Origin of the sequence: Actinoplanes sp. NPDC051411 (assembly GCF_040682075.1) — a bacterium.
In the GTDB taxonomy this organism is placed as follows: domain Bacteria; phylum Actinomycetota; class Actinomycetes; order Mycobacteriales; family Micromonosporaceae; genus Actinoplanes.
The window spans coordinates 4135-28229 of record NZ_JBFBAD010000127.1; the positions used below are offsets into that span (position 1 = coordinate 4135).

Genomic DNA, 24095 nt, shown 5'->3' on the forward strand with positions numbered 1-24095 from the left:
GCACGGCGGGAGCCGGGGAGGAAGGCACGGCGGGAGCCGGGGAGGAAGGCACGGCGGGAGCCGGGGAGGAAGGCACGGCGGGAGCCGGGGAGGAAGGCACGGCGGGAGCCGGGGAGGAAACAGCGGCGGGCGGGAGCGGCAGAGCAACAGCGCCGGAGGCCGGTGCCGGGAGGAAGCCGATCTCGCCGGCCGCGCCGTGGGCGCCGCGGTGCAGGCGCCCGCCGATCACCAGGCCCATGCCGATGCCGGTGCCGACCGAGACGAACGCGAAGCTCTCCACCTCGCGGCCGTGCCCGTGGGCCTGCTCGGCCAGCGCCGCCGCGTCGATGTCGTTCTCCAGCACCAGCGTGTCGCCGAACGCGGCCCGCAACTCGCGCAGCACCGCCGGTTCGTCCCAGCCGGGACGGCCGCCGGTCAGTTTGAGCGCGTCGCGGTCGGGGTCGTAGATGCCGGGGCTGCCGAGCACGGTCTGGCCGACGTCGGACAGCTTGACCCCGGCCTCGGCGCAGAGCATGCCGGCCAGGTCGGCCAGCTGGGCCACGGTCGCCGAGCCGTCGAGGTCTTTGGCCTGCAGCGTCGTGCGGGCCAGGACCGTGCCGGTCAGGTCGGCGAGCGCGCCGCGGAGGAAGTGGCTGCCGACGTCGAGGCCGAGGACGAAACCGGCTTCCGGGTTGACCTCATAGAGGACCGCTTGCGGTCCGGGCACCCCTTTGCGTACGCCGGAGGTGCGCACGAGCCCGGCGCGTTCGAGGTTGGTCAGGGCCTGGGACACCGTGTTCTTGGCGAGGCCGGAGACGCGGGCCACGTCGGCGCGGGAGAGTTCTCCGGCGGCTCGGATGTGGGCCAGGACCAGCTGCTCGTTCATCACCCGGATGAGCTGCGGCCGTGCCGCCGAAGCGCCTGGCAACATCCGTTTCCTCCGTTACCGATCTTTAACGCGATTCGACAGGCTGAAGTCTTGCTCACACTTGATAGATAGTCTAGCTTCCTATCAATCACGAGATTGTCTAGGTCCTGAACAATCCTAACCATGGCTAGGGTGTTCCCGGGAGAGGGAGTCCGAGTTGAGTTCTCCGGTCGTTCTCGGCATCGACTTCGGCGGCACGAAGACCGCCGTGGCCGTGTGCGAGGCGGACGGCGCGATGCTCGGCTCCGCGTCCGTGCCGGTCGGTGCCGAGAGAGACGCGCACGCCAACGTCGCGGGCGCCGTCGAGGCCGGCCGCCTCCTGCTCCAGCGGATCGCCCCCGGGCGCCCGCTCGCCTCGATCGGGGTGTCCACGTTCGGCATTCCCGGCCCGCACGGCGTCGCGCTCGCCCCGGCCATCCCCGGCTGGGCCGACCTCGCCCTGGCGCGCGAGATCGGGGCCGCGTTCGACGGCGTACCCGTCAAGGCGGCGACCGACGTCAAAGCCGCCGCCCAGGTGGAGGCCGAGCGCGGAGCGCTCGCCGGTTGCGACCCCGCCATCTATCTCAACCTCGGCACCGGCCTCGCCCTCGCCCTGGTGGTCGGCGGCCGGGTGGTCTCCGGCCGCAACGGCGCCTCGGGCGAGATCGGCTACAACCTGCGCCGGCTCTCCGACGTCGGCCGCCCGCTCGGCGACCGGGTCATGTTGGAGGACGTGGTCAGCGGCGGCGCCCTGGTCGCCGCCGCCCGGGCCGCCGTGCCCGGGCTCGACGGCGTGAGCGCCGTCTTCACCTCGACGACCGAGCGTCCCGCGCTCGGGAGGCTGCTCGACGAATTCCTCGCCGAGCTCGCGTTTCATCTGATCAACCTCACGATCGCGGTCGATCCCCAGCGGATCGCCGTGGGCGGTGGGATGGTGCGCTCCTGGGACGTGATCGGTCCCCGGTTGCGGGCGGCGCTCGACGTGGCCGTCCCGTTTCCTCCGGAGCTCGTCCCGGCCGCGTTCCCCTACGAGGCGCCGCTGATCGGCGCTCTGGCCCTGGGTGTCGAGGCCGGCCACGAGCGGCTCTTCGGCACCCCGGCCGCTTCACCCCCCGAAGAAGTCCCGAGCCCCCGATAGCGATGAAGAAGGGACGGCGAGCATGAGGCGCAGCAAGGCCCTGATCGCCCTGATCGCGCTGAGCACGGTCCTCACCGCGTGCAGCAGCGGATCCAAGCCGAGCACGGCCGCGTCCAACCCGGCCGAGGACGCGAAGGCCGCCGGAACTGACGGCCCGCACAAGCCGGGTGGCACGGTCACCATCTCCAACGAGCAGGGCCAGACCTGGCCGTGCCAGTTCAACCCGTTCAACCCGAGCAACAGCCCCGAGTCGCTGGGCTTCATCTACGAGCCCCTGGTGCACATCGACGTGGTCGGCAACGCCAAGGAGACGCCGATGCTGGCGACCTCCTACGAGTGGAGCGCCGACCAGAAGACCGTCACCTTCACCATCCGGGACGGCATCAAGTGGAGTGACGGGCAGCCGCTGACCGCGGACGACGTCGCGTACACGTACGAGATCATGAAGAAGACACCGGCGACCGACGTCTTCGCGCTGTGGACCGGCGCCGGACTGAAGAGCGTCACCGCGACCGGCAACAAGGTCGCGTTCGTCTTCGACCAGGTCGCCAAGACCTACTTCTACCCGCTGGCCGGCGAGATCGGCATCGTGCCGAAGCACATCTGGTCGACCGGTGACCCCGCGGCACACCCGGACACCTGGGCCGACGCCAAGCCGGTCGGTTCCGGTCCGATGCTGATGAACACCTGCGGGCCCAACAACATCGAGTACGTCGCCAACCCGACCTTCTGGCAGCCCGGCAAGCCGGCGATCCAGAAGCTGGAATACCCGGCGTACCTCGACAACGGCCCGGCCAACAACGACCTGGCCTCGGGCAAGGCGCAGTGGGGAAGCCAGTTCATCCCCAACATCAAGACTTTCTACCTGAACAAGTCGCCGAACAACCACACCTGGTCGCCGCCGCTGCTCAACGTCGGCCTGTTCCCCAACCTCGACCCGTCGCACAAGGCCACCAGCAACCTGGCCGTACGGCAGGCGATCGCCAGCGCGATCGACCGCAACAAGATCGCGCTGATCGGTGAGGGCGGGCAGCAGCCGGCCGCCAACCAGAGCGGCATCGTGACGCCGACCTTCGACAAGTACTTCGACCAGGCCGGTCTCGCCGCCGCGGGCTACGACAAGCCGAATGTCGACAAGGCCAAGCAGCTGCTGCAGGGCGCGGGCTACTCGTCGAGCAACCCGCTCAAGCTGAGCGTCATCTCGATCACCGGCTACACCGACTGGGACGCCTCGCTGGCCGTCATCAAGCAGCAGCTGGCCCCGATCGGCATCGAGATCACGGTCGACGACCTGGCGCAGCAGACGTTCGACAACCGGCTCTTCACCGGCGACTACGACCTCGCGTACTACGCCGAGCCGAACAGCGGCCCGACGCCGTACTACGAGATGCGCCAGCTCATGTACTCGAAGAACTCGGCGCCGCTCGGCAAGCCGGCCACCTCGAACTACGAGCGCTACAACAACCCGGACGTCGACAAGCTGCTCGACCAGTACGCGACGGCCGACGACGCCACCCAGACGTCGATCATCAAGCAGCTGGCGGCGTTCTGGATCAAGGACGTCCCGATGATCCCGACCACCGAGTCGGTCGACTGGTTCCAGTACAACACCGCTGACATCCTCGGCTGGCCCACCCCGACCAACCCGTACGCGGAGCCGTCGGCCTACCGGGCCATCGACGCCGAACAGGTGATCCTGCACCTGTACTCCCAAGCAGCCCAGAAGTAGCCCGGAAGTAGTTCGGAAAAACCAAGGGATCCGCCCATGAGGTTCGTACTCAGACGCCTGGGCTTCTTCGTGCTCACCTTGTGGGCGGCCCTCACCGTGAACTTCTTCATCCCCCGGTTCATGCCGGGGGACCCGATCCTGGCGCTGCAGGCCCGCAGCCGGACGCGGCTGTCGCCGGCTGCCCTGCAGTCGATGCTGACCGCGTTCGGCTACAAGCCGCACGAGAACATCATCAAGCAGTACTTCGTCTATCTGGGCCACATGTTCACCGGCAGGTGGGGCGTCTCGATCGGCTCCAACCTCGGTGAGCCGGTCGGCAAGATCGTCAGCGAGGCGCTGCCGTGGACGCTCGGCCTGGTCGGGGTCGCCACGATCCTCGCCTTCATCATCGGCTCGCTGGTCGGGATCGTGGCCGGCTGGCGCCGCGGCGGCGTGATCGACTCGGTCCTGCCGTCGGTGTTCGTGGTGACCTCGGCCCTGCCGTACTTCTGGGTCGGCCTGCTGCTGATCCTGGTCTTCTCGGTGTGGACCAACGGTTTCCTGCCGTCCGACTTCAACTACGACAGCGACCTGACGCCGGGCCTGAACGGCACGTTCATCCTCAATGTGCTCCAGCACGCGATCCTGCCCGGCGTGACGATCGTGATCACGGCGGTCGGCGGCTGGGTGCTGACCATGCGGAACAACATGATCACCACGCTGGCCGAGGACTACGTCCGGATGGGACGGGCCAAGGGCCTGTCCAACCGCAAGATCATGTACCAGTACGCGGCCCGCAACGCGTTCCTGCCCAACCTGTCCGGCTTCGCCATGTCGCTCGGCTTCGTCATCTCCGGCGCGATCCTGGTCGAATACGTCTTCAACTATCCCGGCCTGGGCTACCTGCTCTACAACGCCGTCTCCAACACCGACTACCCGCTCATGCAGGTGCTGTTCATGCTGTTCACGGTCGCCGTGCTGGTCTCGGTGCTGATCTGCGACCTCGCGACGGCCTGGCTGGACCCGCGCGCCCGGGCCAAGGGGTGATCAACCGATGACCGCATTGCTGACCACGGCGGCGACCGCCGAGCCGGCACCGACCCGGCGAAAGAAGGGCGGTGCGCTGCGCAACCTGCGGCGCAACCCCAAGGCGCTGACCGGGCTGATCATCTTCGTGATCTTCCTGATCTTCGCGGCCGTGCCGCAGCTGTTCACCTCGGTGCGCGACCCCAACGAGCTGGCCTTCGCGCCGTCGATCCCGCCGGGCCAGGACGGCCACCTGCTCGGCACCACCGCGCTCGGGCAGGACATCTGGGCCCAGCTCGTCTACGGCACCCGGCAGTCGCTGCTGATCGCGGTCGTCGCCGGCCTGTTCGCGACCGTCCTGTCGGTGCTCGTCGGGGTGTCCGCCGCCTACCTGGGCGGCTTCGCCGACGAGATCCTGTCGATGGTCACGAACATCTTCCTGATCCTGCCGACGTTCCCGCTGATCATCATCCTGGCCACCTACGCCGGCAAGGGCACGCTCACCGTCATCCTGGTCGTGCTGGTGCTGACCGGCTGGTCGTACGGCGCCAACCAGTTGCGGGCCCAGGCGCTGTCGCTGCGCAACCGCGACTTCCTCGAATCGGCCCGGGTGCGCGGCGAACGACGGTCGTACATCATCGTCTTCGAGGTCCTGCCGACGATGACCTCGCTGATCGTGGCCAACTTCCTCGGCGCCGCGCTCTACTCGGTGCTCACCGCGGCCGGCCTGCAGTTCCTCGGCCTCGGCGACCCCAACTCGATCAGCTGGGGCACGATGCTCTACTGGTCGCAGAACCAGCAGGCGCTGCAGAGCGGCATGCCGCTCTGGTCGATCGCGCCGGGTCTCTGCGTGGCCCTTCTCGGTGTCTCGTTCGCGCTGCTCAACTACGCGTTCGACGAGATCAGCAACCCTGCCCTGCGGCCCGTGAGGAGGCGTCGTGCCCGGCGCACCGCTGCTTAGTGTGAAAGACCTGCGGGTCGAGTACGCCACGGGCGACCAGCCGGTCAAGGCCGTCGACGGCGTCAGCTTCGACGTCCACAACGGCGAGTTCGTCGGCGTGGTCGGCGAGTCCGGCTGCGGCAAGTCGACGATGCTGTTCGCGATCGCCCGGCTGCTCAGCCCGCCGGCCGAGATCGCCGGCGGCAGCGTCGAGTTCAGCGGCCGGAACCTGGTCACGATGACCGAGAAGGAACTCAACGTCCTGCGCTGGCGGGACTACTCGGTCGTCATGCAGAGCGCGATGAACGCGCTCAACCCGGTCGCCTCGATCGCCGCCCAGTTCGCCGACACGATGAAGGCGCACGGCCGGTACAGCCGGCAGGAGATCCACGACCGCTCGGTCGAGGTGCTCCAGCTGGTCGGCATCGACCAGATCCACCTCAAGAGCTACCCGCACCAGCTCAGCGGCGGCATGCGGCAGCGCGCGATGATCGCGATGGCGCTGCTGTTCACCCCCGACCTGGTCATCATGGACGAGCCGACCTCGGCCCTCGACGTGGTCGCCCAGCGCTCGCTGATGGTGCAGATCAAGGAGCTCCAGCAGCGGCTCGGGTTCGCGGTCATCTTCGTCACCCACGACATGTCGCTGGTCAGCCACTTCTCCGACCAGCTGCTGGTGATGTACGCCGGGCAGGTCATCGAGACCGGTCCGACCCGCGCGGTCTTCGACTCGCCCGCCCATCCGTACAGCCGGGGCCTGCTCGACGCGTTCCCGTCCATCCGCGGGCCGCGGGTCGAGCTCACCGGCATCCCGGGCAGCCCGCCCGACCTGGCCCGGCTCCCGGCCGGCTGCCGGTTCCAGCCGCGCTGCCCGGTCCGCTTCGACGAATGCGCGACCGTGCTGCCCGATCTCTACCCGGTGGGCCCGGCCCGGAGCAGGTGCCTGCTCGACGCCCCGGGGCGAAAGGAGGCCACCCGATGACGCCACTGTTGGAGACCCGCGGGCTGACCCGGCACTTCCGGGTCGGGGGGACGTTCTCCCGTAAACGCCTGCACGCGGTCGACGAGGTCGACCTGACCATCGGCGAGCGTGAGATCGTCGCGCTGGTCGGGGAGAGCGGCAGCGGCAAGTCGACGATCGCCCGCCTGCTCGCCCGGGTCCACGAGCCGACCGAGGGCGAGATCCTCTACCAGGGCCGGCCGCTGAGCCAGATCCGCGGCCGCAAGGATGAGCTGGCCTACCGCAGCGACGTGCCGATGGTCTTCCAGGACCCGTTCAGCTCGCTCAACCCGGCCTACCGGGTCAGCCACGGCATCCTCCGCGGGCTCGTGCTGCACCGGCCCGACCTCAACGCCTCGCAACGAGAGGCCGAGGCCCGGCGGGTGGTCGAGGCCGTCGGCCTGCATCCGGCGGCCGAGATCCTCGAGCGTTTCCCGTACGAGCTGAGCGGTGGACAACGGCAACGGATCGGTTTCGCGCAGGCGCTGGCGTACCGGCCCAAGCTGATCCTGGCCGACGAGCCGGTGTCGATGCTCGACGTGTCGATCCGCATCGGCCTGCTCAACGTGATGGCCGGCCTGCGCGAGAACGAGGGCGTGTCGATCCTCTACATCACGCACGACATCGCCAGCGCGCGCTACGTCTCCGACCGGGTCGCGGTCATGTACGGCGGCCACCTGGTCGAGCACGGCCCGACCGAGGCGGTGCTGAGCCGGCCCAAGCACCCGTACACGCAGCTGCTGCTGTCGGCGGTGCCGGATCCGCGGGCGGCGCTCGACCCGGACGCGGTCAAGGACCGGGGTGAGCCGCCGCGCGTCGTCGACCCGACACCGGGGTGCCGGTTCCGGGCGCGCTGCCCGTTCGCCATCGACCGCTGCTCGGTCGAGACGCCGCGGCTGCGCCAGCTCGGCGTCGACCATCAGGCCGCGTGTCACGTGGCCGAACCGGACGCCGACATCCTCGCGGAAGCCGGGGCCTGACTTCCCGTACGGAAAAAGAGCTTGCCGCCGGGAAACCCGGCGGCAGGCCTCACTTCTTCTTCTTGCCCTTCCTGCCCTCGGCCGACGGCAGCGGCCGCGGCGGGTGGGCGGCCAGGTAGTCCTTCAGGATCGGCGCGCCGACCTTCACCAGGTCCTTGGCGCGGCGCTCCACGTCGGCCGGGGTCGCGTGCTGGGTCGGCGGGACGTGGATGGCGATCGATCCGGTGAACAGGATCAGGTCGTCGACGGTGCCCGGGAAGTCGCGGCACATCTGCACCGAGGCCTGCAGCTGCGACTCGGGGAGGTACCCGACGTGCTCGGCCATCCCGGCCACCCACGCGTCGGCGTGCACCAGGTAGGACGCGGGCAGCCGGCCCGGCCCGCCCACCACGGCGAGCGTGGCGTGCCGCGGCCCGTCGTCGGCCGACGCCTTCAGGATCATGTAGCCGATCATGGCGAGGCCGAGCACCAGCGGGATCCCGATGGCGAACTGGACGTTGCCGGACATCGCGAGGATCGCGACGCCGAGCACCGCCAGCATGATCGCGCCGCCCATGATCGTGCTGCCGCCCTCGCTGCCCTCCTCGGACTCGGCCTCGTCCAGGCACCGTCGGATGATCGTGTCGAGAATCTGGTCGGTGGGCTGCCAGAGGTCCTCACGGACCGGCAGCGGTCGTTTCGACTGGCCCATCGGCATCCTTTCCTCACGGGCCTGCGGGGGGTGTTCTGCCTGCGCTATCGGTCGCCCGGCGGCCCGGGTTGAAGGAAATCCGCCTGCAGTCCCGCTGCACCCGGTGCCGCCTCGCAACGAGTGCAGTAACGTGCCAACGGTGAACCTCCGGGAGTTGAAGCGCTCGCGAACCCGCCAGGCGCTGGTCGACGCGGCCTACGAACTGTTCGCCGCCAAAGGCTTCGAGGCGACCACGATCGCCGAGATCGCAGCCCGGGCCGAGGTCGGCACCCGCACGTTCTTCAGCTACTTCCCGACCAAGGAAGACGTGCTGTTCCCGGCGAGCGACGCCCGCGTGCGGATCGCCCTGGCGGCGATCGCCGGCCGCGAACCCGGCGAGGAACCGGCGTCGGTGCTGCTGCGGGCGCTGCGCGAGGCCGGCGAGGCGAACGACGACATGACCGGGCCGCTCGCGGCGATGCGCACCAAGCTGACGATGTCGGTCCCGTCGGTCCGCGGGCGGGCGCTGCAACTGCAGTGGGAGGCCCAGGAGGAGATCGCCCGCCATCTCGCCGCGGCCTACCCCGGGGAGCTGGACGAGATCGGGGCGGCGGCGCTGGTCGGGGCGTTCGTCGGGGCGGTCAACGGCGCCCTGATGACGCTGCTGCGGGACCCGGCCCGGCGGGGCGACCAGGCGGCGGTCCAGCGCGCGACCGACGTGGCCCTGCGCCCGTGGTCGGCTCGCCCGTGACCCGCTCAGAAAGCCGCGTTCAGGATCCCGCTCAGAAGGCCGCCCTTCAGGATCCCGCTCAGAAGGCCGCCCTTCAGGATCCCGCTCAGAAGGCCGCCTTCAGGATCCCGCTCAGAAGGCCGCCTTCAGGATCGCCAGGGCGTCGGCCTCGGTGACCGGGCGCGGGTTGCTCGGCGGGGCAGCCTCGGCGATCAGCGCCGCCGCCTCGGGCAGGCGGTCCTCGGGCAGGCCCAGCGCGCGAAGTGAGCGCGGCGCCTCGACGGCCGTGTAGAGCGCGTCGAGGGCCGCCCGCGCGTCCGGCGCGTCCAGGGCGCGGGCGAGGCGGGCCGCCTCCCGCGGGGCCGCCGGGGCGTTGAAGGCGAGCACGTGCGGCAGCACGACGGCGTGGGTCTGGGCGTGGGGCAGGTCGTAGGCGCCGCCCAGAACGTGGCAGATCTTGTGGTGGAGGCCCGAGCCCGCTCCGGCGAAGGCCAGCGCGCCCAGGTAGGCCCCGTACAGCGTCGACGACCGGCCCTCCAGCGCGGCCGGGTCGGCGTGGACCCGGGGGAGACCCTCGGCCAGGGCGTGCGCGGCCTCCAGGGCCAGGGCCGTGTCGACCGGGTTGACGCGGGGCGCCCAGAGCGAGTCGACGCAGTGGGCCAGGGCGTTGAGGCCGCTCGCGATCGACATCTCGACCGGCAGGCTCAGCGTCAGCGCCGGGTCGTAGATCACCGTGCGGGGCAGGACCCGTTCGTCGACGCCCGTGGTCTTGCGCCCGTCGTCGGTCAGGCCCCAGACCGGGGTGACCTCGCTGCCGGCGTACGTCGTGGGGACCGCGACGATCGGCAGCCCGCTGGAGAGGGCGACCGCCTTGGCGGTGCCGGTGGCCGAGCCGCCGCCGACCGCGAGCAGAAGGTCGGCGCCGGTCTCCTCGGCCCGGCGCCGGGCCGCGTCCGCGACCTCGACCGGCACGTGCATGCGGACCTCGTCGACCACGCCGGCCATCGGGAGGCTCGCGGTCAGCGAGGCGGCCTGCTCCCGCGCCGAGGGCGCGGCCACCAGCAGTACGCGGTGAGCACCGTGCCGTTCGACCTCGGCCGCCAGTCGCGTGCGGGCGGTGCCGGCGCCGAAGACGACCCGCTGGGTGTAGCTCTGATGCTCGAAGATCACCCAGCAATTAAATCCCGGGCGCGAGCCTCTGCTTGCTCGGGGTTGGTCGGACGGCACGTTGAGTCACGAGCGCCGGTCGACTTATCGCCAGAATCGGGAATGTCGGATCCGTCTGTCAGATATCAGACGCTTTGGCCTCTGCGGCCTCTTGAATCGCCTGGTCAACGCGTATTTCACTGGCCCTGCGGACAGGATCGGCGCCCCTCGGGGGTTGATACCGAGAGTGTTCGATCGACTACACATAGCTGAATCGGTCGATCGCGAGGCCCGGGGCCCGCAGGCGTTTGGCGAGATATGTTCCGCTGGCCCACTCGATGATCGCCCGGGCCCGTCACCTGCGATATTGACCTCGCGCGCCCTCGGGCGGCCGGCGTCGTCCACCCTCGGGGCCGGTCGGGCGGGGTGAATCTACCCCCTCGGCGCAACACGCCCACCTCGCGCAGAGTGATTGCGCACGGATAACGCCCAGTGATTCGGCACGTCTGGGATCATCCCGACCCGATCGGTCCTGACCAGGGTGAATCAATCGACTTGGTTGCGTCACTGTTATACGCTGCGGACACGCAGCTACCAGAGGATCGCCCATGTTTAGTGCAGCAGTGATCACTGATCGTAATGGGAGTCTCGACTGGGTCGTGCTGGGTTGCGCACGGTTCGATTCGGCCGAGCAGGTGTGGCGCGAACCCGCCACCGACGGCGCCGTCCTCCGCTGGGACGGCGGCGAGGTCGCCGAGATGCTCGTCGAGCCGTTCTGCTCCCGCTGCGACGGCGCCACCGACGGCTTCCTCATCGGCACCGGCTTCGACGAAGACCTGGCCGCCCTCCGCCTGTGCGACGGTTGCGCCCTCGCCGTGCGCCCGGCCGAAATGCTGCGCTGGGTGCCCCTGACCGGCGCCGCCACCGAACTCGGCGTCCCCGTCCGCCTCGCCGACGCCGACCGCGGCGGCCAGGCCCGGCGCGAACGCCACACCCTGGCCGTGCTGGACGACCTCGAGGCCGTGATCGTCGCCGACGAGCTGCGCGCCCACATCACCGACCCGGCCTGGCGCGACCGCGTCGCCCGCGTCGCCGCGGCCAACAACCAGGTGGTCGTGGCCGTGGCGGCCGCGGTGTCGGCCCTGAGCGACGTCGAGGTCCTCGACCTCTACCCGTCCCTGGCCGAACTGGGCCGCAAACTACCCCGCTCCGCCACCAGCTGGCTGGAGTCCTCGGGCCCGGTCGCCGCGGCCCGCCTCGGCCTGCCGTGCCTGGGGGCCGGCGCCTGACCTGGCAGCTCCGGGGCGGTGTCTTGTCGCCAGACTCGAGCTACGACCTGCCCGCCGAGGGCGCCCGCCTCAGCCGCGATGAGCGACCGCTGGGCCGGCCTGGCCCCGGCGGCCGGTCGCTGTCCGCCTACGGCATCGCCCCCCGACCTGAAGAAGGACGCCTTCCACCGCCTTCTTCTGGCTTGGTTTTAACCGGTGCGGCGTGGCCTGGGATTGGTTGATTTCTTGGATTGCCGGCTGCTGGCGTGGCGGTGGCCGTCCGGGTCCTGCTGGAGGGTTTCGGTGCGGCGGCGGGACAGCCGGCTTGCCGCATAGGTGCCGAAACCCCCTTCGGGCTCCGGCCGGGGTGAGCCGCCCGGGTGGGGCGGGGCGTTCCCAAGGCCGGCGTAGGTCCGCGACGGCGCCGCGGGCCAGGCGTCGCTGGGTGTAGGCGGCCAGCACGAGCCAGGTCCGCCGGTCGGTCGGCAGCGGCCGGGTTGCGGGGTTTCGGGCTGTGACCACCAGAGCCAGACCGGTTGCGCGGTCGAGCCTGAGGGCAGCCGGTCGACGGTACCCTCGAGGACCGGCAGGACACCGGGTAGGCCGGGGGTGCAGCCGGTTCCAGGATCGTGCGGTCGCTGTGCCGTCGAGCCGGCTATCGGTAGTGGTGGCCGCATCGGGTTCGCCCCAGCTGGCGCAGTCGTCGCCGGGGGCGAGCCGGCGGATGTCCAGCGGAGCAGTCCACGAACTGCGTCCTGGCCATGAACCTGAGCCTGCACTGAGTGCGCCGAGGAAATGACTGTAGAACTGCAGTGAGTGCAGCTATCGTCGGGGCATGCGGACAGTGCTTATCTCCGGGGCCGGCGTCGGCGGCCCCACCCTTGCCTACTGGCTGGCGCGCGCCGGCTTCCAGCCCACCGTCGTCGAGCGTTCGGCCGGGCAGCGGTCGAGCGGCAACCCGGTCGACGTGCGCGGGCCGGCCCTGCCGGTCGTCGAGCGGATGGGCCTGGTCGAAGCGTTGCGGGCGAACGCCACCCAGGCCACCGCCCTCCGGTTCGTCGACCGGGGAGGTCGCCTCGGCCGCCGGATGACGATGGGGCCGGACCGGAAGAACGAGGTCGAGATCCCGCGGGCCGACCTCGCCCGGGTCCTGTTCGAGGCGGCCGGGAACGATGCCGAGTTCGTCTACGACGACTCGATCGCCGCGATGGCGCAGGACGACGACGGCGTCGACGTGACCTTCGACAGCGGCCGGCAGCGGCGCTTCGACCTTGTCGTCGGTGCCGACGGGCTGCACTCCAATGTGCGGCGGCTGGCGTTCGGGCCGGAGGGCGACTTCGTGCGCTACCTCGGCATCTACGTGGCGACCACGGCCCTCGGCGAGCCGGCCGGGCAGCCCCACGACGTGGTGCTCTACAACAGCCCGGGCCGCCTGGTGTCGATCCACCCGGCCCGCGGCACGGCCCTCGTCGCGTTCATTTTCCGCCACGCGACGGTGACCGACTTCGACTACCGCGACGGCGCGCAGCACCGGCGGATCCTGGCCGGCGCCTTTGAGAAGGATGACGGCTGGCGGGTCCCCTCGCTCGTCGCGACGGCGCAGCAGGCCGACGATCTCTACTTCGACGCCGTCAGCAAAGTGGTCCTGCCGTCGTGGTCGAACGGGAGGGTCGTGCTGCTCGGCGACTCGGCGGCCTCGGTCTCGCTGCTCGGCGACGGCTCCAGCATGGCGATCGCGGGCGCCTACACGCTGGCCGAACACCTCAAGCAGGCGGACCACCGGCAGGCGTTCAGGAACTACGAGGTCGAGCACCGGCGCCGCACCGATCCCCGAAGGCGCGGCGCCGGGCTCGCGGCGGCGATGCTGGTCCCGAAGAGCCGGGCGGGCATCGTCACCCGTAATGCGGCGGCCAGGTTCCTCCCGGCCGGCCGGTAACTCAGGAGGGGGCGAACTCGGCCGCCCGCGAGGCCGGGACCGCCGCCAGGAACAGCCGCGACCGGAAGGCGGTCACATAACGGTCGTCCGCCCGCAGCCGGACCCGGCCGTCACCCGCCGGCACCGGGCAGAACGCCGACCCCCCGGACCGTTCGAACCGGAGCGCCGAGTCTTGAGCGTGCAGGTAGAAACCCGGGTGGCGCGCCGACTCGAGCGTCACGCAGTCGCCGGCGGCGTGCACGACGAACGATGTGCCCCAGCGGCCTCGCGAGACCAGCGAAAGGGTGCCACCCACCCGGAGGCCGCCGATCACCGACGGCTTCCGCACCGGCGCCGGCGAACTGTGATGGACCGCGGCCGGCGCCTTGTGATGAGGAGAGGACGACGGCGACGACGGCGTGCGGGCCGGCGTCGGTGAGTGCGACGGCGACCGCGACGGCGACGAGGACGACGACGGCGAGGACAACGGCATCGGTCCCAGCGTGACCGGGTCGGCCACGGCGATCTGCGGGACCGGCGGCGCGGTGCCGGCCCGGTCGGCCAGCACGACGAAGGCCGTCCCCCCGACGGCCAGCGCGACCAGGCAGGTCACGGCGACCCGCAGCCGGACCTGCCGCGGATCCTCGACCTGGGCGAAAACGGGCATGGCCTGGGGCCGCCGGCCGGTTTCGCGGGGCCGGACCGGGTAGAAGACCGGCACGCGCGGCGGCGGCGGCGTCACCAGCGGCGGACGGCCGGGCAGCGCCCGCCGGGCCTGGAACGTCTCGAGCCAGCCACCGATGCGCAGCCCGTCACGCTTCGAGCCGTCGCGTCGCGGGTCCTCAATGGGCATCTGACCGTCTTCCGCCTCGGGCTAAAGACCTACTTAAAACTTGCGATAAGCCATGTTGGTAGTAATGGCCACTATTCGCAAGGGGTTGATCACGGGGAATCAGCAAACCTTCTGACGATCGAACCCGCCGCGCCCACGCCCCGTACTCCCCATCGACGATCACCGACCCGAGGGGGCGCCCATGGACCCCGGCGACCAGCCCGAAACCCCCGACACCCCGGCTGAGCGGTCCGGTCCGGCCCCGAGGGCCGCAGGCGGCGACGGTACGGGCATGGGGCCCCGTGGTGGCTCCTATCTGACCGCCCCCACGCGCGCTTCACTCGGTCAAGCCAGGACCGACGGCGACGGCCGGGCGACGCTGGAGTTCCCGGCCGAGTCCCGCTCGGGCGCCGTCACGTCGGCGGCCGGCCGCGCCCCCGATGATGTGCCGGGCGGGCGGCCCGGCGCGGCGGGCGGCCGGGCGCCGTCGGAGTTGCCGGCCGGCTCTCGCTCGGGTGCCGTGGCGTCGGCGGGTGGCGGGGCCGCGGATGAGGGTCCGGGCGGTCGGGCGACGCTGGAGTTCCCGGGCGGCTCTCGTTCGGGTGCCGTGGCGTCGGCGGCCGTGGATGAGGGTCCGGGCGGTCGGGCGACGCTGGAGTTTCCGGGCGAGTCTCGCTCGGGTGCCGTGGCGTCGGCGGGTGACGGGGCCGTGGGGGAGATGCCGAGTGGTCACCCGGGCGGCAGCGGTGGCAGGACCCGCGCCGCCAGGCCCACTGTGCGCGAGGGGTGGCCGAATATCGCTGACTATTGGCCCGACGCGCCGCAGAGGATGGGGCCGCCGGCCGATCTGACCGAAGAGCCGGGGGCTGCGCCCACCCGGATCGGAGCGCCGTGGCAGCAGGCGGGCGCCGCGTCTGCGGGAAGCGGAGCGGTTGGCCGGCAGCAGGGAGCTGTGTCGGCGGGGAGTGGGGCGGTTGGTCGGGAGTTGGGCGCTTCGTCGGCGGGGAGTGGGGCGGTTGGTCGGGAGTTGGGCGCTTCGTCGGCGCGGAGTGGGGCGGTTGGTCGGGAGCTGGGCGCGTCTTCTGCTCGGAGTGGGGCGGTTGGTCGGGAACGAAAGGCTGCTGCTCGCGGCGATGCGGCTGGGCTTGGGGCGCGAGGGGCGGCGGCGCGGGTTGGAGTTGCCGGGCCGGGGGGCGGGGCGGGGAGCTGGGCTGTCCGTGCCCCGGAGGCGGGGGCGGGTGCTGGCCGGAGTTGGCCTGGCGGTGCTGTTGCTTTTGGGGGGCCGGGTCGCCGCGTACAGGAAAATGGCGGGAGGGAACCGCCTGGAGGGAGGCCCGCCGGCGGCCCGGCCGACGGTTGTGGCGCCGGTGCGGCCGGTTGGGCCGGTGGCTGTGCTGCCCTCGCCGGGCCTGTCCAAGGCGAGCGGCGGGGCGGCCCGGCGGAAGACGGCGCCGGCGACGCCCGGGCGGCCGGCTGAGGGGACGTTTGTGCTGGTTGGCGACGTCTCGGATATCACGGTTTCGACGGGGCGGCTCGACCACGGGATCGTCCAGGTCACTGTGCCGGACGGGAGCGACGCGCGGCCGCGGACCACGGTGGACGGCGGCGCGGTCGAGGTCGGGGTGCGCGACGGCGGGCGCAACACCGATCTTGACGTGCGGTTGGACAGCCGGGTGTCGTGGGTGATCCGGTTCGGGGGCGGGGCGCGGCGGATGAACGTCGACCTCGGGGGGACGCGGGTGCGGAGCGTGACGTTCGACCGGGGAGTGGCGCGGATCGATCTGCGGCTGCCCCCGCTCGACGGCACGCTGCCGATCACCTTGAACGGTGGCGTCAACCAGTGGCGGATCGTGACCGCCGGGCGGGTGGGAGTCCAGGTGGTGGCGCGGCAGGGTGCCGGCGACGTGGAGTTCTACGGGCGGGACCGGGGCGGGCTCGACCGGGGTGACCGGGTCAGCTCGGACGGCCGGGACGGAATCGACGTGGACGCCTCGGCCGGGTTCGGCTCACTGACGGTGACCGGGGCGTAGGGAGCCGGCTCTACAGCCGATCCGCGTCCATCACCGCCCGGGCGAAGTCGCGCGGTGCCTCCTGCGGCACGTTGTGACCGACGTCGAACGTGCGGTGCTGATACGGGCCGGTGAAATGCGCCCGGTACGCGCTTCCGTCGCCGGCCGGGGTGAACGGGTCGTACCGGCCGTCGATCGTGATGGTCGGGACCGCGATGGCCGGCGCGTTCTGCAGTCTGGCCTCGATCGCCGCGTACTCGGGTTCGGCCGGGGCCAGGCTCTGCCGCCAGCGGTAGTTGCCGAGCACGATCGTCTCGAAGTCGGGGTTCGCGAACGCGGCCGCCGTACGGTCGTACGTCGCGGTGTCGAACTTCCACGTCGGCGAGTTGAACTTCCAGATGAACTCGCCCAGCTCGTACTTGTACCGGTGCAGCCCCTTCGCGCCGCGGTCGGTGACGAAGTAGTACTGGTACCACCAGGCGTTCTCGGCCGCGGGCGGCAGCGGCGACAGGTTGGCTTCCAGGTTCGTGATCAGATAGCCGGTCACCGAGACGAGCGCCCGGACCCGTTCCGGCCACAGCGCCGCGATGATGTCGGCGGTCCGTGAGCCCCAGTCGTAGCCGGCCAGGACCGCCCGCCGGATCTTCAGCGCGTCCATCAGCGCGAGGATGTCGAGCGCGAACGCGGCCTGATCCACGTTGCGGGGCGTGGACGCGGACCGGAAGGTCGTGCTGCCGTACCCGCGGAAATACGGGACGATCACCCGGTGTCCGCGGGCGGCCAGCAGCGGTGCGACCTCCTCGAAGCTGTGGATGTCGTAGGGGAAGCCGTGCATCAGGATGACCGGGACGCCGCGCGACGGTCCCATCTCGACGTAGCCGTTGTCGAGGACACCGGCGGGCAGTTGGCGTACAGGCCCGAAAGAGGTGCCTCGCGGCACCTGCCCGAGCCCCGCGGTGAGGGCCGCCGCCCCGCTCGCCTGAAGGATCCGGCGGCGGCTGGGGTGATTGCTGGTCGTCATGCGACGAACGTCGCACAACCGGCAAGCCCACCGAACCAGGGATAATCCCTGGGCCTCAGCAGGAGCCCAGCATGCCAGTCGGTGCGGTCTTCCCCGTGTCCGGTGACGGTGAGCGTGGCCGGCTCGGTTCTCGCGGTCGAGGCGGCGAACCGTTTTGGAGCAGTGCGCTCAGCCCGGCGAACGGGCTGAGCGCGGATCAGAACGGGGCCGGGCCGCTTCCCGCGAGCGACATCAGGATCTGCGTCGCGAGCAGCTTACGGACGCCGGTGACGTTCACCGCGCCGATGTTGTCGTACGGCAGTTCCAGGGACAGCCCGTCGCCGGCCGCGCGAAGGTCGGCGCTGGTCTGGTCCGGCCGGAACGTGCCGCCCCAGCTGTCGATACCTCCCCGCTGATTGGTGCTGAGGGAAGCCATGCCTGATACCTGGGTGCCGTCGACGAGGGTCAGCCTCGCTGGACCGGAGTAGGTCGTCATAGTCGTCAACCGTAACTGGCTCCCGTCGGGCAGCGCCGCACAGGAGCGCGAACTGGACGGGGCGGGGTCTGTGCCTCCGGCTTCCGGTCTCGATGACCGCCTATTCACTTCGGTGTTCTTTCCCGGCTTCCGACCGGGCCAATGCGCCGATCGGTCCGATTTATCGGTCGGCTATTGTTTACGGGAATTGAACGTCCTGGTGATTTTCCGGAGGCGACACATCATGGCCAAGCAAGTGATTACGGTGCTGACCGACGACCTCGACGGTGGCGACGCCGATCGTACGGTGGAGTTCGCTCTCGACGGCATCAACTACACCATCGATCTGTCGGAGAAGAACGCCGGCAAGCTGCGCAAGGCCCTCGACCCGTACCTGGGGGTCGCGTCCCGGGTCGGCCGCAACAGCGCGAGCCGGGTTCACCTGTCGCGCCCGGCGGTGCCGGCCCGGGCCAACCGCGACCAGAATCAGGCCATCCGCGAGTGGGCGGTCAAGAACGGATACCCGGTTTCTGACCGTGGCCGCATTCCGGGCTCGGTCGTCGAGGCATTCCACGCCCAGCGGTGAATTGAATGCCGGCCACGCCCGCGATGATTATCGGCGCGGCGACGAGCAGCAGTTGCGTGCCGGCCGGCCGGTGGGCGGCGAAGCCGAGGAGTCCGGCGCCGAGCGCGGAGGCCGCCGTCTTGACTCCGGCGCCGATGGTGAAGACCTGCGTACGGATCGTCTCGGCGGCCAGCTGATTGCGGGCCAGGAACAGCGCGGCCGCGAAAGGCCCGGTGAAGATCCCCGACAGTCCGAACAACGTCGCGGTCAGCGTCAGCGAATGCGCGACGGCCGCCAGCGCGAGGGGCACGCCGCTCCCGACCATGGCCCAGGCGGTCACGTTCGGCGCCCAGGCCGCGGGCAGCGGTCGCCAGATCCACAGCAGCGAGCCCGCGAAGGCGCCACCGGCGACCACGCTGAGCAGTAGGCCGGCCCGGGCGGGTTCGTGCGCCGAGGCGGCCAGAGTGGCAGCGACGACGGGGAGACCACCCCATCCGAGCTGGCCGAAACCGGTGGTGAGGGTGAGCGTGCGCAGGGCGGGGTCGCGGGCGATCGCGACGAGGCCGGCTGCCGCAACGGTGCCGGCGGCGGGCAGGTCGAGGGTCAGGACGCCGACCGCGCCGAGCCCGGCCGCAACGGCCAGGGCGAGGACGGCGGGGCCGGGCCCGGCGGCTGCCGCGACCAGGCCGACCGCCGCTGGGCCGGCCATCCCGGCGACGTTGTAGAACAGCGAATCCAGCCCGAAGGCGCGGGCCTCGCGACCGGACCCGGCCAGCGACGCCAGCCGGCTGGTCAGCCCGCCGGACACCGCCGGCCCGCAGCACCCGGCCACGGCGAGAACGGCGTACGTCGCCCACAGCGGCGCCCGGCCGAGCAGGGCGACCGAGGCCGCGAGGCCACCGCCGAAGACGGCGATCGCGCCACCGAGCACCGTGGCCGGCCGGCGCGACCGGTCGACCAGCCGGCCGACCCGGGGCGCGGCCACGACGTGGGGGATGAGCAGGGTGGCGACCAGCGTGCCGCCGACGGCGGCGCTGGCCGTGCGATCAAGAGCGAGGATCACCAGCGCCACCCGGGCGCCTTCGTCGGCCGTACGCGCGAGCAGCGCCGCAGTCAGATAGCCCCTCAACTCCGTCACCTGTTTGACCGGTGATGTCATCGACCGATGTTTGCATCGGGTCCCGTCACCGGTCAAGATGGTGACGTGGAGTTCGAGTTCATCGCTGACCGGCCGGTGCTGGATTTCCTGCCCACGCTCGCCGAGCGGGGCCACACCGACGTCGAGCACCTGAACGCCCCCGATGATCTTTCGGACTGGGCGGTCCAGGCCGGCATCGTCGAGCGGCCCCCTCGCGTGGATCGGGCCGGTCTGCGGCGGGCCGTGGACGTCCGCGAGGCGATGTTCCGCCTGGTCAAAACCCTGATCGACGGTGATGTCCCGGCCGCGGCCGACCGTGAACTGGTGAACGCGGCCGCGGCCGCCCCGATGCCCACGCTGCGCCTGGACGACGACGGGGTGCATCGCACGGGCGACGTCGACGCCGTTCTGGCCGTGCTCGCCCGCGACTGCCTGGAACTGCACGACAGCGACGATCGCGGCCGGCTGCGCTGGTGCGCCGACGAGCACTGCACCCGCCCGTTCATCGACCGCTCCCGGGGCGCACGGCGACGCTGGTGCGGCATGCGCGGCTGCGGCGACCGGGCCAAGGCGGCCGCGTACCGCCGGCGCCGGCGCATCGCGTCGCCGTGAGCCCGCCGGTCCGAGGGCCGCGCCGCGGTCTGTCAGCGGCTGAAGTCCGGTCGGAATTGCTTGGCGGCGGCTGAGGTATTCGCCTTTCCGGTTTGGCATGATCGACACGCCGGCGGGGCTGACATTTCCTCTTCCGGGTGCGGGAAAATAGCTTATGGCGCAGCTCGAGTTCTTTTCCCGGTCGCAAGTGACGTCGTGGCGTGACCGGACTGCGGCGCGCAGTTATTCGCCCGCGGCTGAGCAGTTTCGCCGCGAGCATGAGCGGCATCGTGAATGGGGTTTGCGGCAGCGTCACGGCCGTCGAACGATGAACCTGCGTCTGTACGGTGATGTGGTCGCACCGGCCGACCGCACCGGCAGCTGTCGGGCATCCGAGCCGGCCGCCGCCGAGCGGTTGGCGGTTCAGGCGTCGGGCCGAAACGTTGCCGGCGGCCGGAGCCTCGGCGGCGTTCGCGAAGGCCATCCGGCCGCTGAGACCGCTCCTGCTGGAGCCACCGAGTCTGCTGATCGGGCCGAGTCTGCCGATCGGGCCGAGTCTGCCGATCGGGCCGAGTCTGCCGATCGGGCCGAGTCTGCCGATCGGGCTAGGTGCGGTGATCGGGCTGCGTGTGTTGACCGGGCCGCGTGCGCTGATCGGGTCGCCTGCGCTGACCGGGTCGCCTGCGCTGACCAGGCCGGATCCGATGGTCAGGGTGCATCGGCGGGCCGGGATCTATCTGCCGGGCGGGCCGACTCAGCTGAACGGGTCGAATGCTGCGAGCCGACAGAAACGGCATTGCCCAGCCGGGACGGTCAGGCCCGGCCCGGTCGGTCGCTGCCGGCGGGCGGCCCGGGTAAAGCCTTGGATCAGGTGCCGCCGCCGACCGGGCCGGCCCGCCGATCAGCTCAGGCACGTTCTCCCGGTCGGCCATGCCGCTCGACCGAGCAATCCCGCCGACCCCGACCAGCGACAGGGCGCCATTGCGCTCACCCGGCGGGGCCGCCTGCCTCGGCGCCCCCTACCCTGGGGCGCTGCCCGCCTGGGGCGCCCCTGCCCTCCTCCCTGGGGCACTGCCCGCCTGGGGCGCTCCTACCCTGGGACACTGCCCGCCTGGGGCATCGCACGCCCGGGGTTACCGCCCGCCAGAGGTACCGCCCCCGTCACGGCACTGCCCGCCTGGGGTACCGCCCGTCACGGCACTGCCGCCTGGGGTACCGCCCCCGTCACGGCACTGCCCGCCTGGGGTACCGCCCGCCACGATGCCGCCCGCCTGGGGCACCGCCGGCCCGCCATGGCGTCGGCCGCCCTGGGGGCGCCACCCCCTCGGGGTGCCGCCCGCCCCTGGGGCACCACCCGCCCCCGGGGCATCGCCCAGGGCGCCCCCACCCGGAGGCGCCACTCGACGGGACTCGATCGGGATCACCCACGGCCGTAAATCGGGATGAACCAAGGCCTGGACCGAAACAACAATCGAATGCGCAAAACATATCCTTGGAAAGCGCCGAGACAACGCGTTCGCATTCGGCCTCCGTGAATTATCAGGGGCCTATCCTCGAGCGGCAATCAAGGCGTTGAGCGCGGCTCTGTTTCAGTGCTGCGCCGGCAATCGCCTCCGTCGACTCCGAAGCCTAATTAACTCGTCCTGGCCGCCCGAATGCGAACGATGAAGCCGCCCTGATGATGGCCGTCAGCGGCCGCCCCGGATCAATGATGACCGGCGGTGCCTCGGTGATAACGCGGCCTTTGTCCGGATTATGACCGCTCCCGGATGAGCCTCCCGGGCTCAGCCCCCGAGGAGCCGCCCGCTTGCGCCCTCTCCGATGCCCGCCTTCCCGATGAGGAAGCTGGCCCGCCGCTGGCATCCGAGACGTCGGTGCGCGCTGGGCCGGCCGTGGACGCCTCATCTTCTGCGCGACGCCGTCGGAAACGAAACTCACCCGTGGGAGCGCCGGCCCCGCTCGGACGACTCCGGGCGGCTGTGCCATGCCCCGCCCGCAACGTGCGGCGGCGTTGACAGCTCGCCTTGCTCATGCAAATAATAGTTGGCATGAGCCAGGACGCGTTATCGGAGCTGAGTGGCGACCGGCTGGTCGAGGTCCTTGCCGCGCTGGCCAGTCCCCATCGGCTGCGGGTGCTCGCGGCGCTGGCCGGCGGGCGGGCCTACGTCTCGCAGCTCGCCCGCGACCTCGGCATCAGCCGCGCCCTGCTGCAGGTGCACCTCAAGAAGCTGGAGAAGGCCGGTCTGGTCGCCGCACATCTGGAGCTCTCCGAGGACGGCAAAGCCCTCAAGTACTACGAGGCCGCCCCGTTCTCGCTGCACCTCACGCCCGATGTGGTGGCGGTCGCCGCCACGACCCTGAGCAACGCCGGTGACGGCGGAGCCACACCGAAAGGAAACTGCTGATGGATGCCGGCTCGGTCTTCCTCGTCGTCGCCGCCGCGGTGCTCATCGCGGCCATCTGGTACGCGGGTGTCCGCAAGCGGGTCGCCGTGTCCAGCGAACTGCAGCGGCAGTTCGCCGGGCAGGCCGCCGAAACTCAGCGCCTGCTCGCCGACATGAGCGGGCAGCTGGCCGATCTGAACCGGCGTACCGCGGACCTGCAACGCATCCTCAAGGATGCGGAATGACCGCTCTCGGTCTCAGCCCTCCGGTCACGCTGCTCAATGTCCCCAACGCCATCACGGGCGTACGGACGGCCGGCGCGGTCGGCTTCGCCACGGCGGCCCTGACCCGTCGCAGCGGGCACCTGCTCGTCGCCGCATACCTGATCTACTGGGTCGGCGACATCCTCGACGGTGTCGCCGCCCGCGCGCTGGGGCAGGAGACGCGGGCCGGCGCGGTCTTCGACATCGTCGCCGACCGGGCCTGCACGTCGGCCTGCGCCGCCGGGCTTGTCGTGCTGCGGCCGTCCACCGCCGTGCCGATGGCCGTGTTTCTCGTCCAGTTCATGGTCATCGACCAGCTGTTGAGCCTGATGTTCCTGCGCTGGCCGCTGCTGAGCCCGAACTACTTCGCCCGTGTCGATCGCCGCATCTACCGGTGGAACTGGTCGCCTCCGGCGAAGGCGCTCAACACCGCCGCGGTGGCGATCCTGTCGATCTGGGCGCCGGTGGCCGTGGCCGTCGCGTTCGCCCTGGGGGTCACCGCGGTGAAGGTCGTCTCCTTGATCTCCGCGGCCGGGCTGCCGGCGAGCGCCCGGCCATGATCGCCGTCCTGGCGGCGGCGGCCGTCGGGCTCCTGTCGGCGTTCCTGCCGTTCACCCCGGCTGAGCCGTATGTCATCGCGGCCGTCGCGACGACCGGCGCGCCGGCGGTGGTGCTCGGTGTGGCGGCCGGCGTCGGGCAGACGGCCGGCAAGGTCCTCATCTTCCTCGGCGCAGGCGGCGCGATCCGCTCGCCGTGGCTGAAACGCCGGCTCAGCCGGCGCGCTCGGGTCGCGGCCCGGCCATCGGGCCGGCTCACCACGATGCTCGCGCGGGCAAGACTCGTCGACCGCCCCCGCCCGGCGATCGGCGTGCTGCTGGTCAGCGCCGTCACCGGATTCCCACCACTGCTCGCCGTCGCGGTCTTCCTGGGCGGCACACCCATGCGTCCCGCCGTCTTCGCGGCCACCTGCCTGCTCGGCCGGACCATGCGCTTCGTCGCCGTCGCACTGGCTCCGGCCCTCGTCGGCCTCTGAGCGCACTCGGCCGGGCCATGGCCCGGCCGAAAAAGACCCTGACGGCCGACATCCGGGTGACGGCACCCGCGCTTTTTCCCGTACGCCAGGCGCCTCGCGTGCCGGGGAGAGGCGCCTGGCTTTCGTCAGCGACGGGGCTCGGAGGTGACCACGTAGATGCCGTAGATGACGCCCGGGATGTGGCCGATCAGCTGGAACAGGATGGCCCACAGCACGCGGCGGGTGAGGCCCTCGTGGATGAGGACGGCCAGGAACGGAAAGAACAAGCACAGGACGATCAGAAGGATCTTTTTCATGGCGCCATCCTGCCTGTGACAACCGGGGGGATCCCGGCCGGGAGTGGACCGGGCCGTCGCCGGGCCGGGGCCCACCGGCCGGGGCGCCGGGGTGGGTGGGGT

At 71.1% G+C, this 24095-nt stretch carries 24 protein-coding genes; 16 read left to right on the forward strand and 8 right to left on the reverse strand.

The genetic code is table 11. The features are described 5' to 3' along the window. Positions 1 to 910: ROK family protein (locus AB0M88_RS42935; RefSeq protein ID WP_364112169.1), on the reverse strand; the 910-nt coding region annotated here is incomplete at its 3' end. A gap of 154 nt (positions 911 to 1064) precedes the next feature. On the opposite strand from AB0M88_RS42935, the gene AB0M88_RS42940 reads away from it, so the two are divergent. The 6 genes from AB0M88_RS42940 to AB0M88_RS42965 are packed head-to-tail and all read left to right on the forward strand — an operon-like array spanning position 1065 to position 7678. Then, the gene (locus tag AB0M88_RS42940; protein WP_364112171.1) at positions 1065 to 2024 is read left to right on the forward strand and encodes an ROK family protein; all 960 of its coding nucleotides are present in this window, start codon (positions 1065 to 1067) and stop codon (positions 2022 to 2024) included. 22 nt (positions 2025 to 2046) lie between these two features. After that, positions 2047 to 3753, forward strand: a complete 1707-nt coding sequence (locus AB0M88_RS42945) for an ABC transporter substrate-binding protein (protein WP_364112173.1) — start codon at positions 2047 to 2049, stop codon at positions 3751 to 3753. A gap of 36 nt (positions 3754 to 3789) precedes the next feature. After that, positions 3790 to 4779 carry an ABC transporter permease gene (locus AB0M88_RS42950; protein WP_364112175.1) on the forward strand — a complete coding sequence of 330 codons (990 nt, stop codon included), beginning with the start codon at positions 3790 to 3792 and terminating at the stop codon, positions 4777 to 4779. 7 nt (positions 4780 to 4786) lie between these two features. Next, positions 4787 to 5719 (forward strand): ABC transporter permease, encoded by a 933-nt coding sequence (locus AB0M88_RS42955; RefSeq protein ID WP_364112177.1) that lies wholly within the window; start codon positions 4787 to 4789, stop codon positions 5717 to 5719. Further along, entirely contained in the window at positions 5697 to 6680 is a 984-nt protein-coding gene (locus AB0M88_RS42960) for an ABC transporter ATP-binding protein (RefSeq protein ID WP_364112179.1), read from the forward strand. The genes AB0M88_RS42955 and AB0M88_RS42960 overlap by 23 nt, the downstream gene beginning before the upstream one ends. Beyond that, positions 6677 to 7678: an ABC transporter ATP-binding protein gene (locus AB0M88_RS42965; RefSeq protein ID WP_364112181.1), complete on the forward strand. Its 1002-nt coding sequence runs from the start codon at positions 6677 to 6679 to the stop codon at positions 7676 to 7678. Before AB0M88_RS42960 ends, AB0M88_RS42965 begins: the two co-directional genes overlap by 4 nt. A 49-nt stretch (positions 7679 to 7727) precedes the next feature. On the opposite strand, the gene AB0M88_RS42970 is transcribed toward AB0M88_RS42965, so the two are convergent. Next, positions 7728 to 8369: a hypothetical protein gene (locus tag AB0M88_RS42970; RefSeq protein WP_364112183.1), complete on the reverse strand. Its 642-nt coding sequence runs from the start codon at positions 8367 to 8369 to the stop codon at positions 7728 to 7730. A gap of 139 nt (positions 8370 to 8508) precedes the next feature. Between AB0M88_RS42970 and AB0M88_RS42975 the strand changes: the two genes are divergently transcribed. Further along, on the forward strand, positions 8509 to 9099 hold the full coding sequence (locus AB0M88_RS42975; protein ID WP_364112185.1) for a TetR family transcriptional regulator: 591 nt from the start codon (positions 8509 to 8511) through the stop codon (positions 9097 to 9099). A 111-nt stretch (positions 9100 to 9210) separates the two neighbouring features. Here the strand turns inward: AB0M88_RS42975 and AB0M88_RS42980 are convergent, their stop codons facing one another. Continuing rightward, entirely contained in the window at positions 9211 to 10248 is a 1038-nt protein-coding gene (locus AB0M88_RS42980) for a maleylacetate reductase (protein ID WP_364112187.1), read from the reverse strand. Between the two features lie 599 nt (positions 10249 to 10847). On the opposite strand from AB0M88_RS42980, the gene AB0M88_RS42985 reads away from it, so the two are divergent. Continuing rightward, positions 10848 to 11513 (forward strand): hypothetical protein, encoded by a 666-nt coding sequence (locus AB0M88_RS42985; protein WP_364112189.1) that lies wholly within the window; start codon positions 10848 to 10850, stop codon positions 11511 to 11513. An 814-nt stretch (positions 11514 to 12327) separates the two neighbouring features. Continuing rightward, positions 12328 to 13428: an FAD-dependent monooxygenase gene (locus tag AB0M88_RS42990; RefSeq protein WP_364112191.1), complete on the forward strand. Its 1101-nt coding sequence runs from the start codon at positions 12328 to 12330 to the stop codon at positions 13426 to 13428. 1 nt (position 13429) lies between these two features. Here AB0M88_RS42990 and AB0M88_RS42995 read toward each other — a convergent pair whose 3' ends face one another. Continuing rightward, complete coding sequence (locus AB0M88_RS42995) at positions 13430 to 14260, reverse strand: hypothetical protein (protein ID WP_364112193.1); 831 nt, start codon at positions 14258 to 14260, stop codon at positions 13430 to 13432. A gap of 1364 nt (positions 14261 to 15624) precedes the next feature. On the opposite strand from AB0M88_RS42995, the gene AB0M88_RS43000 reads away from it, so the two are divergent. Continuing rightward, positions 15625 to 16269 (forward strand): hypothetical protein, encoded by a 645-nt coding sequence (locus AB0M88_RS43000; RefSeq protein ID WP_364112195.1) that lies wholly within the window; start codon positions 15625 to 15627, stop codon positions 16267 to 16269. A gap of 10 nt (positions 16270 to 16279) precedes the next feature. Here AB0M88_RS43000 and AB0M88_RS43005 read toward each other — a convergent pair whose 3' ends face one another. Continuing rightward, complete coding sequence (locus AB0M88_RS43005) at positions 16280 to 17269, reverse strand: alpha/beta hydrolase (protein ID WP_364112197.1); 990 nt, start codon at positions 17267 to 17269, stop codon at positions 16280 to 16282. A gap of 196 nt (positions 17270 to 17465) precedes the next feature. After that, a complete protein-coding gene (locus tag AB0M88_RS43010) occupies positions 17466 to 17744 on the reverse strand; it encodes a hypothetical protein (RefSeq protein WP_364112199.1) in 279 nt (92 codons plus the stop codon). Positions 17745 to 17967: 223 nt separating this feature from the next. Between AB0M88_RS43010 and AB0M88_RS43015 the strand changes: the two genes are divergently transcribed. Further along, a complete protein-coding gene (locus AB0M88_RS43015; protein WP_364112201.1) occupies positions 17968 to 18309 on the forward strand; it encodes an Lsr2 family protein in 342 nt (113 codons plus the stop codon). On the opposite strand, the gene AB0M88_RS43020 is transcribed toward AB0M88_RS43015, so the two are convergent. Beyond that, positions 18233 to 19447, reverse strand: coding sequence for an MFS transporter (locus AB0M88_RS43020; protein WP_364112203.1), 1215 nt, complete (start codon positions 19445 to 19447; stop codon positions 18233 to 18235). The genes AB0M88_RS43015 and AB0M88_RS43020 overlap by 77 nt on opposite strands. A 45-nt stretch (positions 19448 to 19492) precedes the next feature. On the opposite strand from AB0M88_RS43020, the gene AB0M88_RS43025 reads away from it, so the two are divergent. From AB0M88_RS43025 to AB0M88_RS43045, 5 genes are all read left to right on the forward strand, one after another. Continuing rightward, the gene (locus AB0M88_RS43025; RefSeq protein ID WP_364112205.1) at positions 19493 to 20038 is read left to right on the forward strand and encodes an ABATE domain-containing protein; all 546 of its coding nucleotides are present in this window, start codon (positions 19493 to 19495) and stop codon (positions 20036 to 20038) included. A gap of 2027 nt (positions 20039 to 22065) precedes the next feature. Beyond that, positions 22066 to 22422, forward strand: coding sequence for an ArsR family transcriptional regulator (locus AB0M88_RS43030; RefSeq protein ID WP_364112207.1), 357 nt, complete (start codon positions 22066 to 22068; stop codon positions 22420 to 22422). After that, positions 22422 to 22646, forward strand: coding sequence for a hypothetical protein (locus AB0M88_RS43035; RefSeq protein WP_364112209.1), 225 nt, complete (start codon positions 22422 to 22424; stop codon positions 22644 to 22646). The genes AB0M88_RS43030 and AB0M88_RS43035 overlap by 1 nt, the downstream gene beginning before the upstream one ends. Next, on the forward strand, positions 22643 to 23224 hold the full coding sequence (locus AB0M88_RS43040; RefSeq protein ID WP_364112211.1) for a CDP-alcohol phosphatidyltransferase family protein: 582 nt from the start codon (positions 22643 to 22645) through the stop codon (positions 23222 to 23224). Before AB0M88_RS43035 ends, AB0M88_RS43040 begins: the two co-directional genes overlap by 4 nt. Next, on the forward strand, positions 23221 to 23697 hold the full coding sequence (locus AB0M88_RS43045; RefSeq protein ID WP_364112213.1) for a hypothetical protein: 477 nt from the start codon (positions 23221 to 23223) through the stop codon (positions 23695 to 23697). Before AB0M88_RS43040 ends, AB0M88_RS43045 begins: the two co-directional genes overlap by 4 nt. Before the next feature lie 125 nt (positions 23698 to 23822). On the opposite strand, the gene AB0M88_RS43050 is transcribed toward AB0M88_RS43045, so the two are convergent. Further along, positions 23823 to 23993, reverse strand: a complete 171-nt coding sequence (locus tag AB0M88_RS43050) for a YqaE/Pmp3 family membrane protein (RefSeq protein WP_364112215.1) — start codon at positions 23991 to 23993, stop codon at positions 23823 to 23825. Positions 23994 to 24095: the final 102 nt, after the last annotated feature.